Origin of the sequence: Corynebacterium hindlerae (assembly GCF_014117265.1) — a bacterium.
In the GTDB taxonomy this organism is placed as follows: domain Bacteria; phylum Actinomycetota; class Actinomycetes; order Mycobacteriales; family Mycobacteriaceae; genus Corynebacterium; species Corynebacterium hindlerae.
Map to the genome: position 1 here is coordinate 1,209,937 of NZ_CP059833.1, position 15,289 is coordinate 1,225,225.

Below are 15,289 nucleotides of genomic sequence, written 5' to 3' on the forward strand. Positions count from 1 at the left end.
AAAAGGGGTCCAATACAAGCCAAAACGCTCCCTACGAACACCTACCTATCGAAAGGAGGGCAGGTAGCAACATTCGTAGGGAGCGCTTACAGCCCCTTCGCCACTTAACCAGCGTTGTAGAAAGAGGAATCCAGGTACTCGTTAACAGCGCTCTGGTGCACGCGGAATGAACGGCCTACGCGCACGGCAGGCAGTTCACCGGAGTGAACCAAGCGGTAAACGGTCATCTTCGATACCCGCATGATGTCCGCTACTTCAGCGACTGTCAAGAAAGTGCCATTGTCTTCATTTGCCATAATCTTCTAACCCTTCACACACGTCGCGCGCTGCAGGCTTCCCCTCCCGCAGAACGGTCACGCACGTGCTTGTGCTAGTTTACCGTGAAGCATGTGACTATTGCGACATGAGTGCCAAAAATTCTCTTACGCGCCACAATGCAACTCGTGTTCTTTTATCATCAGCCCAGCTAGTGCACTGTTTATTAACACAGTCACAGCTGAAACATTTTTTCTAGTCACTTACCTCATCTGCCCCCACCACCTTGGTAGTGGACTTGGTGGTACCCAATTCTGCGGAGCGGTTGGCGCACTTTTCGGTTGCCCGGTACACCATTCCACGCAGCCCCGACTGCTCCAGCTCGCGAATTGCCTTAATGGTGGTACCCCCTGGGGAGCTCACGTTCGCCCGGAGTTCGCTTGGTTCAAGACCAGTTTCCTGCATCAGGGCGGTAGAACCGGCAGCCGCGCTGATCGCGAGGTTCTTCGCCAAATCACGCCGCAACCCCAGGTTGATGCCGGCGTCGATCATCGCTTCCACGAAAAGGAAAAAGTATGCAGGTGAAGACCCAGACATTGCTACGACAGCATCCATTTGGGATTCTTCCACCACAAACACGTCGCCAAGGGCTTCAAGCAGTTCCGTGATCTGAGCGAGTTGTTCGTCGCCGACGAAGCGCCCTGGGCTGATCGCCGAGGTACCACGGCGCACCAACATTGGGGTGTTCGGCATGACGCGGACGATGGGGGTGCCCGCAGAAACTACTTCCTCCAGAGATTTCACGGAAATCCCCGCAGCCATGGAAATCACGGTGGTGTCTTGTGAATTGTTGTCCAGGGTGTCCGACAGCGAGGACAACAGGGAAAGGGTGTCCTTTGGCTTGACGCACAAAAAGACCACATCCACGTCTTCAACGCTCTGCCCGACGTCGGTGTAGTCGATTACACCATAGGCGTCTACGAGCTCTTTTCCACGCTCTGGGCGCCGGTTAGCTACGTGGATGTCTTTCGGGCTGTAGCCACCCGCGACGAGGCCGGCAATAAGGGCCTCACCAATCTTTCCGCCACCAACAACAGCAATTTTTGTCATGCAACCACTGTAACGCCAATGGCGGGCGGGAGCGATTACAAGCCGACGATGAGCAATGGGCCGAAGGTCAGCGCCAGGCCGGTTACCGCAGCGAGCGTCATGGACAGCGTGTCGCGTTCAGTACGCAGCGCGTGCACCACACCGACCAGGCCGAGCGTCATCACACCAGCCAGCGCACCGACGAGGAGGGTGTTGACGTTCGCCCAGAGCTCGCGGAAGCCGAAGAAAATCGCGGCGCCGAGCGCGACGCCAACAATAGCCATTAGCACCACGCTGAGGATAGACACGCGACCCTCATCCTCGTCCTCGACAGTGTCAACGACCCCGGATTCTTCGGTTGGCTCGGTCTCCCAATCCGTGGCGACTGGAGCAATCGTGGCGGTCTGCTCCACGGGAGGCTCCACAGGAAGCTCCGCCGGAGTCTCAATAGGGGGCTTAACCGGAGCCTTCTCGGCAGGCGCCTCTGGGGCTGCCTCCTCAACCTTGTCAGCGGTCTGAGCCGGGAAGGAATCAGTGGTGAGTTTGATGGGGTCGTCCTCGTGGATTACGTGGACGACGGGTTCCGTCTCGGGCACTGGTTCCGGCTGCGGGGCGTCGGTAACCGGCGTGACCACCGGCGCCTTGGGGGCCGGGGCGGGCTTGGGGTCATCGATGGGCTCGCTGGTGTGCCGGGGCTGCTCTGGTTTGGCCGCAACTTTCGGCAGCGATCCCGTCAGTTCGGCTACGGACACACCGCCGTCTTCCAAACTGCGACGACGGCGACGCCTAGGCGTGCTGGAGCGCCCCTCGGCGGCCGCTCGCGCCATCAACTCGGCAACGGTGAGCTGTTTGTCAGACATATTCCTATTCCAAACCTTTATCGATACGGCGCAAGATGACGCCTTCGCGCAACGCCCATGGGCAAATCTGGATCTGTTCCAAACCTAGTGCACGCATGCTCGCTTCGGCGACCAACGCACCGGCAACGATCTGGTGGGACCGGTCTGAACTGATACCTTCCAGCTCTGCGCGGTCCGCAGCGGTCATCCGGGAGATGAAGGCGATGAGCTGGCGCAAGCCTGGTGCGGTCAGGGTGCGGGTGACTCGGGGGCCAGCTGAGGAGGGGGCTGCGCCGGTGAGGCGAGCGAGCGTGCGGAAAGTTTTCGAGGTAGCAACGGCCAGATCGGCATTGCCGTAGGTTCGGATGATGCGGGCTGGCTCGGCGAGCTCAGCGTCGATGTAATCCCGCAGGATGTTGATCTTTTTGCGCTCTGGTGGATCGGTGTCGAACCAGTTGTGGGTCAGGCGCCCGGCGCCAAGGTCCAGGGAAAAGGCCACGTCTGGTTCTTCGTCGGTGCCGGATGACAGTTCGAGGGAACCGCCACCGATGTCCAGGTTGATGATGCGACCAGCGGACCAGCCGTACCAACGGCGGACAGCGAGGAAGGTCAGGCGTGCTTCGTCCTCACCGGAGAGCACTTCGAGGCGCACGCCGGTTTCCGTCTCCACCAGGTTCAGTAGTTCTTCGCCGTTGGTGGCGGAGCGAACAGCCGAGGTGGCGAAAGGAATCATTTCACTACAGCCGAGAGTGTCGGCCAGCTCCACTGCTTCCGCTACTGCTTTGATGAGCTTGCGGACGCCCTTGTCGTCGATGTTGCCCTCGGAGTCGAGGTGCTCGACGAGCTTCATTGTCGTCTTCCAGTCCGACATCGGGGTGGGGTGACCGCCGGAGCGGGCATCCACCGCCACCAAATGAACTGTGTTACTTCCCACGTCTAATACACCTAATCGCACCCTTCCAGATTAGACGGTCTACCCTGTCAAAGTGTGAATCACCCAATTTTTCTTGGTTTCCCAAGCGACTCCCCCGCGGCCGCGTCGATTCGCCGCGGCGATGAGTTGCCACCCGATTTCGACCGAGAGTGGTACGAATTCACCAACCCTGAGGACCCACTCCACCAGTTCGTCATTGATTTGACCTGGCTGGAGTCCCATTGGAGTTGCAAATTTGGCACCGCAGCGTGCAAAGGCATTGACGCGACCAATCCGGCTGTAGGTTGCTGCGAGCACGGCGCCTTCCTCACCGACGACACCGACCGCGCCCAGCTTCTCGACGCCGTCCAGCGTATGCCCGACGCATTCTGGCAGCTCAAGCCCGACAATCTCGACACCGGCGACGTGGAGCCATGGCTGGAATGGGATGAATTGGACGACGAAGACGGCAACCCCGAGCCGGCGCTGAAAACAGTGACTGTAGACGGGGCCTGCATTTTTGCTAACCGCCCAGGCTGGCCGACGGGCCCGGGGTGTGCGCTCCATCAGTGGGCTGTCGCTACCGGCGAAGACCTCACCTTAGTCAAGCCCGAGGTGTGTTGGCAGTTGCCGTTACGACGGCTAGAAGCCTACGAGGATCGCCCCGACGGAGTAGAGATTCTCCGGACCACGATCACGGAATACAACCGGCGTGGCTGGGGCAACGGTGGCGAGGACTTTGATTGGTATTGCACGACCGCACCCGCCTGCCACACAGCCTCCGAACCGATGTGGCGAAGCTATCGCGCAGAACTGGTGGCCCTCATGGGCGAAGCGGCGTACGAGAAACTAGCGGAGCACTGTGAGCGACGGGCTCGGGCGTCGGTAAGTGCGGCGGCCCACCCCGCCACGGTTCAGGGCTCGAATTTGTAGCCTAGGCCTCGCACGGTGACCAGGTAGCGCGGGCGGGAGGGTTCCTCTTCAATCTTGCTCCGCAGACGTTTGACATGGACATCGAGGGTTTTGGTGTCTCCCACATAGTCGGCGCCCCAGACGCGGTCAATCAGTTGGCCACGGGTGAGGACGCGCCCGGCGTTACGGAGCAGGTATTCCAGCAGGTCAAATTCCTTCAGCGGCATCGGGACCTTTTCGCCGGCGACGGTGACGATGTGACGCTCGACATCCATGCGCACCCGGCCGCCTTCGAGGATCTGGTCGTCCTCATCCTCGATGAACTCGGCTTCTCCACCTCGGCGCAGCACGGCCCGAATACGGGCGATGAGCTCGCGGGATGAGTAGGGTTTTGTGACGTAGTCGTCGGCCCCCAGCTCCAGTCCGACGACCTTGTCGATCTCCGAGTCCCGCGCGGTGACCATGATGATCGGGACCGCGGAGGTGCTGCGGATCTGCTTACACACATCGGTGCCTGACATGCCCGGCAGCATCAGGTCGAGCAACACGATGTCGAAGTCGCCACGCTCAAACTCCACCATTGCCGTGGGGCCGTCCGGCGCCCACGTGGTACTGAATCCCTCCTTGCGCAGCAAAAAAGCAAGCGGGTCCGCCAAAGACTCTTCGTCCTCAACGATCAAAATGCTAGTCATCTTAAGCCTTTGTCCTTTCGCCGCGCGGGAGCGTGCGATTGTGCTGAGCTGCGGGAATTTCGGCAGCTAGTTCAGAGGCGAGTTTCGCCCCAGATCCCGGTTCGATAATGGGAAGTTCAAGTGTGAACGTCGACCCAGTGCCGGGCCGCGACCACAATTTAATAGCGCCGCCATGGTTAGCGGCCACGTGCTTGACAATGGCCAGGCCAAGACCGGTCCCGCCGGTACTGCGGGAACGCGCTTTATCCACCCGGAAGAACCGCTCGAACACGCGAGCCTGATCCTCCGTGCTAATGCCAATGCCACGGTCGGTCACACGAATGAGGATAGTGCCATCGCCAGTAACTTTCTGCGAAACGGTAACCGGAGTAGACTGTGGCGAGTAGTTGATGGCGTTGCTGATCAGGTTCGCGATCGCCGTCACCAGCAGGCTGTGGTCCCCGTTGACCCATTTTCCGGAAGGCCGGCCGGCAGCAATGTGGATGCCGGCATTATCAGCCGCGAGTTGGGTGCGGGCAATGGCGTCGGTGACCACGTCGTCGACAAGCACGGGCTCCATGTCTGGCAACGCCTCGGCGCCCTGCAGTTTGGACAGCGAGATGAGCTCGTTGATCATGTCCGCCATGCGGTGGGCTTCCTTGTGCAGGCGGGTACCAAAGTACTCCACCGAGGCCTGGTCATCGCTGGATTCCAGCAGCGCCTCAGCTAACAACGCCATGCCACCCACTGGTGTTTTCAGCTCGTGGGAGACGTTGGCAACGAAGTCGCGGCGGGCTGATTCCATGCGTACATTCTCGGATTCGTCGGTGGAATAAATCACGTTGTACCGCAGGTCCACCAACGTGAGTGGCTGGATGTGTGCCTGCACTGCGGTAACACGGGACCCCTTGCGACGCTTCGGGGTTTTCAGGTCCAGCGTGCGCGTTTCCTGATCTTCGAAGACTTCTTCCGTCACTGCCCACACCTGGGGGTTCACGGTGCGTTCGTGCACGATACCCATGTCATGTGCTTTGCCATTGGACAAAATCACATCGCCCGTGCGATCCACCACCACGATCCCTGTCGGGGCGCCCTGCACCGCCAGGTGAAGCACCTGACTCACCGTTGTGACTTGGTTTGTGGAGAGGGTGGCCGCAATTTTGTGTCGCCGGTAGCGCTTCTTCAGAAAATCGGCAGCCGGAAAAGCGAGCGCAGCTGTTGCTACGCCCGCTAAGAATCCGAACAGCACCGACATCTAGGGCTTACTTGCCACCCTGTGCTGCCACCGCGGCGGCACCAGCCGCAGCAGCTTCTGGGTCAAGGTAGGTGCCGCCTGGGTTCAGTACCTTGCCGTTTTCGTCGATTTCGTACACCAGTGGGATACCGGTTGGGATGTTGAGTGCGGCGATGTCCTCGTCAGAGATGCCGTCGAGGTGCTTGACCAATGCGCGCAGGGAGTTGCCGTGCGCTGCAATCAGGACGTTTTCGCCCTTCACTGCGCGAGGCAGGATCTCTTCCTCAAAGTAAGGCACGAAGCGCTTCACGACGTCCAACAGGCATTCCGTGTTCGGCACCTTGTCCAGGTTCGCGTAACGAACGTCATTCACCTGGGAGTATTCCGAATCTTCCGCGAGCTCCGGTGGTGGGGTGTCGTAGGAACGACGCCACGCCATGAACTGCTCCTCGCCGTACTTTTCCTTGGTCTCAGCCTTGTTCAGGCCCTGCAGAGCGCCGTAGTGACGCTCATTCAGACGCCAGTCGCGAACAACTGGGATCCAGTGGCGGTCAGCCTCATTGAGCGCAATGTTTGCGGTGCGGATCGCGCGACGCAGCAAAGAGGTGTAAAGCACATCAGGGAGAATGCCCTTTTCCTTGAGCATTTGGCCACCGCGCTTTGCTTCAGCCTCGCCCTTTTCTGTCAGATTCACGTCCACCCAACCAGTGAACTGATTGGAAGCATTCCACTCAGACTGGCCGTGACGCAGCAAAATCAGCTTTCCAGTAGTCATAGGTTCTATTTTGCCAGTGTTTGGGTGAATCTGCCGAGGATCTCTACCCCCTTGACGGATGGGATACTAAAAACCTATTGAATTATTAACCTTTCCAATCATTGACATGTAATTAACTGAGGATTACGCTATTTATATCTCGGCAAGGGAAAGGAGAAAGATATGTCTGCAGCACATGACAAAGCAACCGAAGGGTTGCTACCAAGCAGCACCGAGCCAACCACCCGCCTAAGCGGCTGCCCCGTCGCCTCCGAAAACATCTCCATCACCTCCGGAGCGCAGGGCGCGAACGTGCTCGATGATTTCCAGCTCATCGAAAAGCTGGCCCACTTCGATCGCGAGCGCATCCCAGAGCGTGTCGTACACGCCAAGGGCTCCGGAGCCTTCGGAGAACTCCACATCACCGAAGACGTGTCACAGTACACCCGCGCTGCACTCTTCCAACCAGGAACCGTCACCCCAATGCTGGCCCGCTTCTCTACCGTGGCTGGCGAGCAAGGCTCCCCTGATCACTGGCGTGACGTGCGCGGTTTCGCATTGAAGTTCTACACCACCGAAGGTAACTACGACATCGTCGGCAACAACACCCCAGTGTTCTTCATCCGCGACGGCATCAAGTTCCCTGATTTCATTCACTCCCAGAAGCGTCACCCCGGCACCGGCCTGCGCTCCGCTGAAATGCAATGGGACTTCTGGACCCGCACCCCAGAATCCGCCCACCAGGTCACCTACCTCATGGGCGACCGTGGCCGTCCCCGCGACTTCCGCCACATGGACGGCTTCGGCTCCCACACCTACCAGTGGCAAAACGCTGACGGCGACGTGTTCTGGGTGAAGTACCACTTCAAGACCCAGCAGGGCTGGGACTACATCACCGACGACGAGGCCGACACCCTCACCGATACTGACCACGCCCGCGCTGACCTTTACGACGCCATCGACCGCGGTGATTACCCCCGCTGGGATGTCAAAGTGCAAATCATGCCGGTAGCAGAAGCCGAAGGCTACCGCTGGAACCCATTCGACCTCACCAAGACCTGGTCACAGAAGGACTACCCGCTGATCCCCGTCGGATACTTCGAGCTCAACGTCAATCCGCGTAACTTCTTCGCCCAGATCGAACAAGCCGCCTTCTCTCCGTCGAACTTGGTCCCAGGCATCGGGTTCTCCCCGGACCGGATGCTCCAGGCCCGCGGTTTCTCCTACCCGGACACTCAGCGTTACCGCCTCGGCGCCAACTTCGAGCAGATCCCCGTCAACCGGCCGACCTGCCCAGTGCATTCTTACGCCCAAGACGGGGCTAGCACCCACTTCTTCAACGATTCTGACCAGCCGGTGTACTCACCCAACGGCAGCCCCCGCCCAGCGGGCTACCTGGACGATGGGGTGACCTCCAGCTCGGGAGCTAGCTACGGGCCGGCAACCGACCTCTACGTCAACCCGTCACCACACGGCGAGGATTTGGTGCGCGCAGCATATGTCCAACACCCGGAGGATGACGACTTCATCCAACCCGGCATCCTCGTCCGCGAAGTCCTTGACGACGCCGCTCGGGAACGCCTGGCCGGCAACATCAACGCAGCGATGGAAGGCGTATCCGAGGAACTGGCGCAGCGCGTCTTTACCTATTGGACCAACGTCGATCCAGATCTCGGAGCCCGCGTCCGCGAACTCTGGGAGAGTTAACTCCCCTCAGCCTGGCGGTCATAACAGCTGGTCATCGTTTCCGTAAGCACCTCGTTATACACGCCCGCCAGGCGCTCCGCGGTGGTCGCCCAGGAGAATTGTGTGGCATGATCCACGGCTTCTTGGGCCATGCGAATGCGGCCTTCGTCGTCGTCAAGCATGCTCTCCAACGCGTCAGCCCACTCGCCCGGGTCGTGCCCGTCCACGAACACGCCCGTCACCCCCTCCGCAATCGCGAAGGGCAAGCCACCGACGCGTGCGGCAACCACCGGGGTACCTGTGGCCTGCGCCTCCATGGCCACCAGCCCGAAAGTTTCGTTATAGCTCGGCATCGCCACCACATCAGCCGCGCGATACAGGCTCACCAACTCCTCCGGTGGCCGAGGCGGCAAGAACCGGATATAGCGCCGCAAGCCCAGCGAATTCACCAGATCAACATACGTGTTTGCCTGCGCCACCGCACCCGACGCTCCACCACAAATCAGCACTTGGAAATTAAGATCAGGGTTCCGGCGCACCATCTCCGCTACCGCCTGAATCAGCACATCCGGCCCTTTAAAAATCTGGAGGCGACCCACAAACGCAATGACCTTAGTGTGGATTGGAATGCCGAGGTAACGACGCGAACGCTCCGTAGCGCGATCATTCCCGGGATTGAACAGCTCGATATTCACGCCCGGCGCGACTACGGCGACCTTTTCATCGTCGGTGTCATAGTGTCGCTCGAAATCCTTGGCTTCCTCCATCGTATTGACAACCAATAGATCTGCGTTGTCGGCAATCTGCTGTTCACAAATGCGACGCGCCTCAGATTCCGGCTGGTCAAACTCCGAACGGTGCGCATTCTTCACCGCAGCAAGCGTGTGAGAGGTATGGACAAGAGGCACCTGCCACACATCACGAAGCAGCCAACCCACCTGACCAGATAACCAATAGTGGGAATGCACCAGGTCATAGGTGCGGTGATGGCAACGGGCGAACACCAAGATTCCACCAGCGAACGCCGCCAGCTGAGTCGGTAGTTCTTCCTTTTCCAGCCCTTCATAAGGCCCGGCAACAATATTGATCACCCGCAGATGATCCGCAACCGTCACAATCTCCCCCTGACTAGGGCGAGTTGCGCGCGTGTAAATGTCCACGTCAATACCCTGCTTAGCCAACTCCCGGGCAGTGTTCAGCACGTAGACATTCAGCCCACCAGCATCACCTGAACCAGGCTGCTGTAGTGGCGAGGTATGCATAGAGATCATCGCGATGCGCATGTGGCATATTCTAGGTCACCGTCATCGAGTGAGTGAGGGCAGCACGGACCCGCACTAACCAGCCCTGACAAAAGGCGACGCAGGAAAGTCCTATACTTGGGGGCACATAAAACCCAATGAAAGGTCGTTTTGGCATGTCTGCATTTGAAGCGAAGAGCTGGCTCCAGCACTTTCCCGAGTGGGTGCCTCACCAGCTGGATTACGGCACCACCACCATCCTCGACAGCTACGATGCCAATCTGGCCCGGAATGCGGATAAGACTGCAACGAACTTCTTCGGCCGCACCCAAACCTATGCTGAGCTCGACCGGCAGGTGCGCCGGGCGGCGGCTGGCCTCAAGGCTTTTGGGGTGCGTCCCGGAGATCGGGTGGCGCTCCTGCTGCCGAACTGCCCTCAACACCTCATCGCGTTTTATGCGGTGGTGAAGTTGGGCGCCACGGTGGTTGAGCACAACCCGCTGTACACGGCCCATGAGCTGGAGCACCCATTCCAAGATCACGGCGCGCGTATCGCTATTGCCTGGGATAAAGCCGCGGGCATGCTGGAGAAACTGCGCGCCACCACACCGCTGGAGACCATCATTGCGGTGGACATGACGGAAGCGATGCCGTCGTTGCAGCGCGCGGCATTGCGCTTGCCGATTCCGCAGATGCGCAAGGCACGCGCAAGTATCACCGCCGAGGCCCCAAACACGGTGCCATGGGAGGTGCTGGTGGGTTCCGCAATTGGTGGTGACGGCCGGGACCTGGAGTCCCCGGATGATGTGACCACGGATACCGTCGCGTTGATCCTTTACACTTCTGGGACCACGGGGGCGCCGAAGGGGGCGCAGCTCACCCACGGCAACCTCATGGCAAATGTCATTCAGGGCAAGGCGTGGGTGCCGAACCTGGGCGAGCAAAAGGAAGTGTTCCTGGCTGCGTTGCCGTTCTTCCACGCGTACGGCATGACGATGATGGTGCTCGAAGGTGTGTACGTGGGCGCTGAGTTCCTCTTGTTGCCGGCCCCCGATATGAAGCTGATCATGAAGGCGATTAAGAAGTACCGCCCGACGTGGATCCCGGGCGTTCCGGCGCTGTACGAAAAGATCGTGGAGGCTGCCACCGAGTCTGGCGTGGATATTTCTTGTGTCCGCGCGTCCTTCTCTGGGGCGTCCTCTCTCCCGGTCAAGACGGTGGATAAGTGGGAGGCGCTCACCGGCGGCCGACTCGTGGAAGGCTACGGCCTGACCGAGTGTTCCCCGATCGTGACGGGCAATCCGATGGACGGCAACCGTCGCCCTGGGTACGTGGGTGTGCCGTTCCCCGATACGTTGGTGCGCATTGCTAATCCGGAGAACCTGGACGAGACGCAGCCGGACGGGGTGGAAGGCGAACTCCTGGTCAAGGGACCGCAGGTGTTCAAGGGCTATCTCAACCAGCCGGAGGCCACCGCCGATTCCTTCCATGACGGTTGGTACCGCACCGGTGACATCGGCGTGATGGAGGAGGACGGCTTCGTGCGGTTGGTGGCGCGGCTCAAGGAAGTGATCATCACGGGCGGCTTCAATGTTTACCCTGGTGAGGTGGAGGAAGTGCTGATGGCTCACCCGGATATCGCGGGCTGCGCCGTGGTGGGCATGCCTCGTTCTGATGGTTCGGAGAATGTCGTCGCCGCGATTACCCTCGCTGAGGGGGCGGCGATGGATCCGGACGGATTGAAGGATTACTGCCGTCAGATGCTCACCCGTTATAAGGTGCCCCGCACGTTCTACCACTTCGAGGAACTTCCTGCGGATCAGTTGGGCAAGGTGCGGCGTCGAGAAGTGCAGGCACAGCTCATCGAACGTTACGCTCAGCACTAACGCACTTTACGACGGCAGGTAGCAGTTATACTTTCCCCATACTAACAACTGGAAAGGTAACTGCATGTCAGCTTTTGATACTCGGGCCTGGTTCGATCTGTACGCCGAATGGACGCCACGCACGGTGGACTACGGCGACACCACGCTACTGGACTCCTACCAGGCTTCCGTGAAGGAGCATGCGGATCGCGTCGCAATCAATTTTTTTGGCAAAACCCAAACCTACGCGGAGTTGGATCGCCAGGTCCGTCGGGCCGCAGCCGGCCTGAAGGCCTTCGGTGTGCGACCTGGGGATCGCGTCGCCATCCTGCTTCCGAACTGTCCGCAACATGTTGCCGCGTTCTACGCGGTGTTGCTGCTCGGCGCCACTGTGGTGGAGCACAACCCGCTGTACACCGCGCATGAACTCGAGCACCCTTTCCACGATCATGGCGCGCGCATCGCTATCGCTTGGGACAAGGCAGCTCCCACGTTGGAGAAGCTTCGTGGCACGACGTCGCTGGAAACCATCGTTTCGGTCAACATGATCGAGGCAATGCCGACCCCGCAGCGTCTCGCGCTGCAGCTTCCAATCCCTGCGCTTCGCAAAACCCGCGACAAGCTTTCCGGCGAGGCACCTAACACGGTGCCATGGGAACTGCTCATCGGCAATGCAATTGGAGGTAATGGCGCGAACCTGACTGCGCCGGAGTGCGTCACCACTGACTCCATCGCGCTGATTCTCTACACCTCCGGCACCACCGGAACCCCGAAAGGCGCGCAGCTGTCGCACGGCAACCTTTCCGCCAACCTGGAACAGGCCATCGCGTGGGTTCCTGGCCTTGGCGATTCCCACGAAAAGTTCCTCTCCGCCCTGCCGATGTTCCACGCCTACGGGCTCACCACGGGTGTGTTGCTCGCTGTTCGATGTGGCTCCGAGATGAATCTGCTGCCCGCACCGGACCTGAAACTGATCATGAAGATCATGCGGAAGAACACGCCATCGTTCCTGCCTGGCGTGCCGACGCTGTATGAAAAGATCGCCGAGGCTGCGGAAAGCTCCGGCCTGGATATCACCGGTGTTCGTAACTCCTTCTCCGGCGCATCGACGCTACCGGTCGCAATCGTGGAGCGCTGGGAGAACCTCACCGGCGGCCGCCTGGTGGAGGGCTACGGGCTCACCGAATGCTCCCCCATCCTCGTGGGCAATCCAATGGACGGCGGTCGGCGCCCCGGATACATCGGGTTGCCGTTCCCAGACACCCTCATCCGTATCGCGAACCCGGACAACCTGGATGAAACCCAGCCCGACGGTGTCGCCGGCGAGGTGCTAGCCAAGGGGCCACAGGTGTTCCAGGGCTACCTCAACCAGCCGGAAGCGACCGCCGAGTCCTTCCATGACGGCTGGTACCGCACTGGCGATGTCGGAATCATGGAACCTGACGGCTTCATCAAACTGGTCGCCCGGATCAAGGAAGTCATCATCACCGGCGGTTTCAACGTCTACCCGGTGGAAGTGGAAGATGTTCTTCTCACTCACCCTGATGTGGCTGGATGCGCCGTCGTCGGTATGCCACGCGGAGACGGATCCGAGAATGTCGTGGCCGCGATCACGCTGGCTGAAGGCGCAGTCATGGACCCTGACGGGCTGAAAGCCCACTGCCGTGAGCTACTCACCCGCTACAAGGTGCCGCGCACGTTCTACCACTTCGAGCATCTGCCACAGGACCAGATGGGGAAGATTCGGCGTCGTGAAGTGCGCGACCAGCTTATCGAGCGCTACGGTGCGTCCTAACCAGGTCTGCGAACCGCGTGATGTAATCGCGCACGAATTCCTCGGTGGAGGCCACGGCAAAGGTGCCGTCCTCCCCGATGAGCTCGGGCGATTTGCCTAGGAAGACCTCCGGTTGGCCCACCGTCGGCATATCAAAATACGACAGTGCCAGCCGGAGATTTTTCTGGGAGCTATACCCGCCCATGCGACCCACGGAGTGACTAATCACGCCACAAGGGCGGTTCTTCCACGCCACGTCGTGATTCGGCTTGGAGCCAATGTCGATGGCATTCTTCAGACATGCCGGAATCGTGCGGTTGTTCTCCGAGGTGACAAACAAGATGCCGTCCGAGGCCTTGATGGTTTCCCGGAACTGCGTGTACTCCTCCGGGAGCGTCGGCTCCGGAACCTGCGGGTCATCGTAGTCAAAGTTGTACAGCGGCAGCTGCCCGATTTCCACGATGTTTGCGGTGAAATCCTCCGGGAACATAGCCACAGCATTCTTCGCAATCTTGCGCGCGTACGACTGCGCGCGGAGGCTTCCTACCAGGACGCTTACGGTGTAGGTCATGTGTTTTCTCCTATGAGTAGAGGTTGAAACTAGAAATCCCAGTCTGAGTCATCCGTCATCTCGGCCTGGCCGATGACGTAGGACGATCCGGACCCGGAAAAGAAATCATGGTTTTCGTCTGCCCCAGGGGCGAGCGCCACCAACACCTCCGGTCGGACCTCGGTTTCTTCCGCAGCGAAACGATCCCCGAAGCCTAGGTTCATGAGGGCTTTGTTCGCGTTGTAGCGGACGAAGACGGCGACGTCCTCGTAGAGACCGAGAGGCTCGTACAGCTCGCGGGAATACTCCAGCTCGAGGTTGTACAGCTGTTCCAGCAGATCGAAGGTGAACTCTTCGAGTTCCTGGCGCCGGTGCTCCCCGTGGTGCTCCAAACCGCGCTGGAACTTGTAGCCGGAGTAGTAGCCGTGCACAGCTTTATCACGCAGGATCAGCCGGATCATGTCCGCGGTGTTCATCAGTTTTCCGTGCGCAGCGAAGTGCAGGGGGAGATAAAACCCGGCGTACAGCAGCAGCGAAGAAAGCAGCGTGGTGGCCACTTTCCGCTTGAGGGAGTCCTCACCGTAGTAGTACTGCATGACCAAGCGCACCCGCTGCTGCAGCAGGTCATTGTCCACCGCCCAGCGGTAGGCTGCGTCGATCTCCGGAGTACTGGTGAGGGTGGAAAACACCGAGGAGTAGGATCGCGCGTGCACCGACTGCATGAATGCGATGTTGGTGTACACCGCTTGCTCGTGGTCAGTGAGCCCGTCCTGGATCTGGGAGATTTCTCCCACTGTGGCTTGGACGGTATCGAGCATGGTCAGCCCCGTGAACACCCGGATGGTTTGTTGTTGTTCGATGGGACTCAGGCTCTGCCAGTCTTTCACGTCATTGGACAGCGGAACTTTCTCCGGCAGCCAAAAGTTGGCAGTGAGTCGGTTCCAGACCTCCAGGTCTTTCTCATCGTCCATCCGGTTCCAGTTAATGGGACGGAGCGGAACCGTGGGATCCTTGCGAAACCCCGGGGGTGATTGCGACATATCGCGCACAGATTTTTCCTTTCCTAACGAGGGTGTTCTTGCCAGTACTTGTCCAGCCCTTGGGTCACGCGTTCTACGTCATCCCTGGTGCCGAGGAGCTCGAAACGGTACATCTCTGGGACGCCACATTTGCTAGCGATGATGGGGCCAGCAATGCAGTAGTCCTCACCGAAGTTGGTGTTTCCGGAGGTGATCACGCCTCGAAGCAGACTGCGGTTGGTGGGATTGTTTAAAAATGCGATGACTTGTTTTGGTACCGCGTGGCGCCGGTTTCCACCGCCGTAGGTGGGCACTACCAGCACGTATGGCCGTGACACTTCGATCATCGGCTCGGTTTTCACATTCAGAGGAATGCGGGCAGCGGTTCGGTTGAGCCGCTCAACAAAGCGATGGGTGTTCTCCGAAACGCTGGAGAAATACACAATCTCTGGGGATTGCTCGGGCGCGAATGTGCGCACTGGTGGTG

15 protein-coding genes are annotated in these 15,289 nt (G+C 59.7%); 4 read left to right on the forward strand and 11 right to left on the reverse strand.

The features are described from left to right. Window positions 1–104: 104 nt before the first annotated feature. The 4 genes from HW450_RS05900 to HW450_RS05915 all read right to left on the reverse strand — a co-directional run bounded on the left by HW450_RS05900 (window position 105) and on the right by HW450_RS05915 (window position 3,138). Entirely contained in the window at window positions 105–296 is a 192-nt protein-coding gene (locus tag HW450_RS05900; RefSeq protein ID WP_182387045.1) for a helix-turn-helix domain-containing protein, read from the reverse strand. A 214-nt stretch (window positions 297–510) separates the two neighbouring features. Beyond that, the gene (proC, locus tag HW450_RS05905) at window positions 511–1,365 is read right to left on the reverse strand and encodes a pyrroline-5-carboxylate reductase (RefSeq protein WP_182387046.1); all 855 of its coding nucleotides are present in this window, start codon (window positions 1,363–1,365) and stop codon (window positions 511–513) included. A 35-nt stretch (window positions 1,366–1,400) separates the two neighbouring features. Continuing rightward, window positions 1,401–2,204 carry a hypothetical protein gene (locus HW450_RS05910; protein ID WP_182387047.1) on the reverse strand — a complete coding sequence of 268 codons (804 nt, stop codon included), beginning with the start codon at window positions 2,202–2,204 and terminating at the stop codon, window positions 1,401–1,403. Window positions 2,205–2,208: 4 nt separating this feature from the next. Further along, the gene (locus HW450_RS05915) at window positions 2,209–3,138 is read right to left on the reverse strand and encodes a Ppx/GppA phosphatase family protein (protein ID WP_182387048.1); all 930 of its coding nucleotides are present in this window, start codon (window positions 3,136–3,138) and stop codon (window positions 2,209–2,211) included. A gap of 33 nt (window positions 3,139–3,171) precedes the next feature. On the opposite strand from HW450_RS05915, the gene HW450_RS05920 reads away from it, so the two are divergent. Further along, a complete protein-coding gene (locus HW450_RS05920; RefSeq protein WP_182387049.1) occupies window positions 3,172–4,029 on the forward strand; it encodes a hypothetical protein in 858 nt (285 codons plus the stop codon). Here HW450_RS05920 and HW450_RS05925 read toward each other — a convergent pair. From HW450_RS05925 to HW450_RS05935, 3 genes are read right to left on the reverse strand one after another with little or no spacing between them, the layout of a single operon-like run. Next, window positions 4,011–4,700 (reverse strand): response regulator transcription factor, encoded by a 690-nt coding sequence (locus HW450_RS05925; RefSeq protein WP_182387050.1) that lies wholly within the window; start codon window positions 4,698–4,700, stop codon window positions 4,011–4,013. The two genes, HW450_RS05920 and HW450_RS05925, sit on opposite strands and share 19 nt — an antisense overlap. Before the next feature lies 1 nt (window position 4,701). Further along, on the reverse strand, window positions 4,702–5,934 hold the full coding sequence (locus HW450_RS05930; protein ID WP_182387051.1) for a sensor histidine kinase: 1,233 nt from the start codon (window positions 5,932–5,934) through the stop codon (window positions 4,702–4,704). 7 nt (window positions 5,935–5,941) lie between these two features. Further along, window positions 5,942–6,688, reverse strand: a complete 747-nt coding sequence (locus tag HW450_RS05935) for a phosphoglyceromutase (RefSeq protein ID WP_182387052.1) — start codon at window positions 6,686–6,688, stop codon at window positions 5,942–5,944. Between the two features lie 162 nt (window positions 6,689–6,850). Here HW450_RS05935 and HW450_RS05940 point away from each other — a divergent pair, with 162 nt between their 5' ends. Continuing rightward, a complete protein-coding gene (locus HW450_RS05940; RefSeq protein ID WP_182387053.1) occupies window positions 6,851–8,374 on the forward strand; it encodes a catalase in 1,524 nt (507 codons plus the stop codon). Here the strand turns inward: HW450_RS05940 and mshA are convergent. Continuing rightward, complete coding sequence (gene mshA / locus HW450_RS05945) at window positions 8,371–9,636, reverse strand: D-inositol-3-phosphate glycosyltransferase (RefSeq protein WP_182387054.1); 1,266 nt, start codon at window positions 9,634–9,636, stop codon at window positions 8,371–8,373. The genes HW450_RS05940 and mshA overlap by 4 nt on opposite strands. Before the next feature lie 134 nt (window positions 9,637–9,770). Between mshA and HW450_RS05950 the strand changes: the two genes are divergently transcribed. Both HW450_RS05950 and HW450_RS05955 read left to right on the forward strand, forming a co-directional pair. Further along, window positions 9,771–11,480, forward strand: a complete 1,710-nt coding sequence (locus tag HW450_RS05950; protein ID WP_182387055.1) for a long-chain-fatty-acid--CoA ligase — start codon at window positions 9,771–9,773, stop codon at window positions 11,478–11,480. Between the two features lie 64 nt (window positions 11,481–11,544). Then, a complete protein-coding gene (locus tag HW450_RS05955) occupies window positions 11,545–13,254 on the forward strand; it encodes a long-chain-fatty-acid--CoA ligase (protein WP_182387056.1) in 1,710 nt (569 codons plus the stop codon). Here HW450_RS05955 and HW450_RS05960 read toward each other — a convergent pair. Genes HW450_RS05960 through nrdI form a run of 3 tightly spaced genes read right to left on the reverse strand, consistent with a single transcriptional unit; the run spans window position 13,229 to window position 15,281 of the window. Then, window positions 13,229–13,804 carry an NADPH-dependent FMN reductase gene (locus HW450_RS05960; protein ID WP_182387057.1) on the reverse strand — a complete coding sequence of 192 codons (576 nt, stop codon included), beginning with the start codon at window positions 13,802–13,804 and terminating at the stop codon, window positions 13,229–13,231. The genes HW450_RS05955 and HW450_RS05960 overlap by 26 nt on opposite strands. A gap of 29 nt (window positions 13,805–13,833) precedes the next feature. Continuing rightward, a complete protein-coding gene (nrdF, locus tag HW450_RS05965) occupies window positions 13,834–14,832 on the reverse strand; it encodes a class 1b ribonucleoside-diphosphate reductase subunit beta (RefSeq protein WP_407926281.1) in 999 nt (332 codons plus the stop codon). Between the two features lie 14 nt (window positions 14,833–14,846). Beyond that, a complete protein-coding gene (nrdI, locus tag HW450_RS05970) occupies window positions 14,847–15,281 on the reverse strand; it encodes a class Ib ribonucleoside-diphosphate reductase assembly flavoprotein NrdI (RefSeq protein WP_182387058.1) in 435 nt (144 codons plus the stop codon). Window positions 15,282–15,289: the final 8 nt, after the last annotated feature.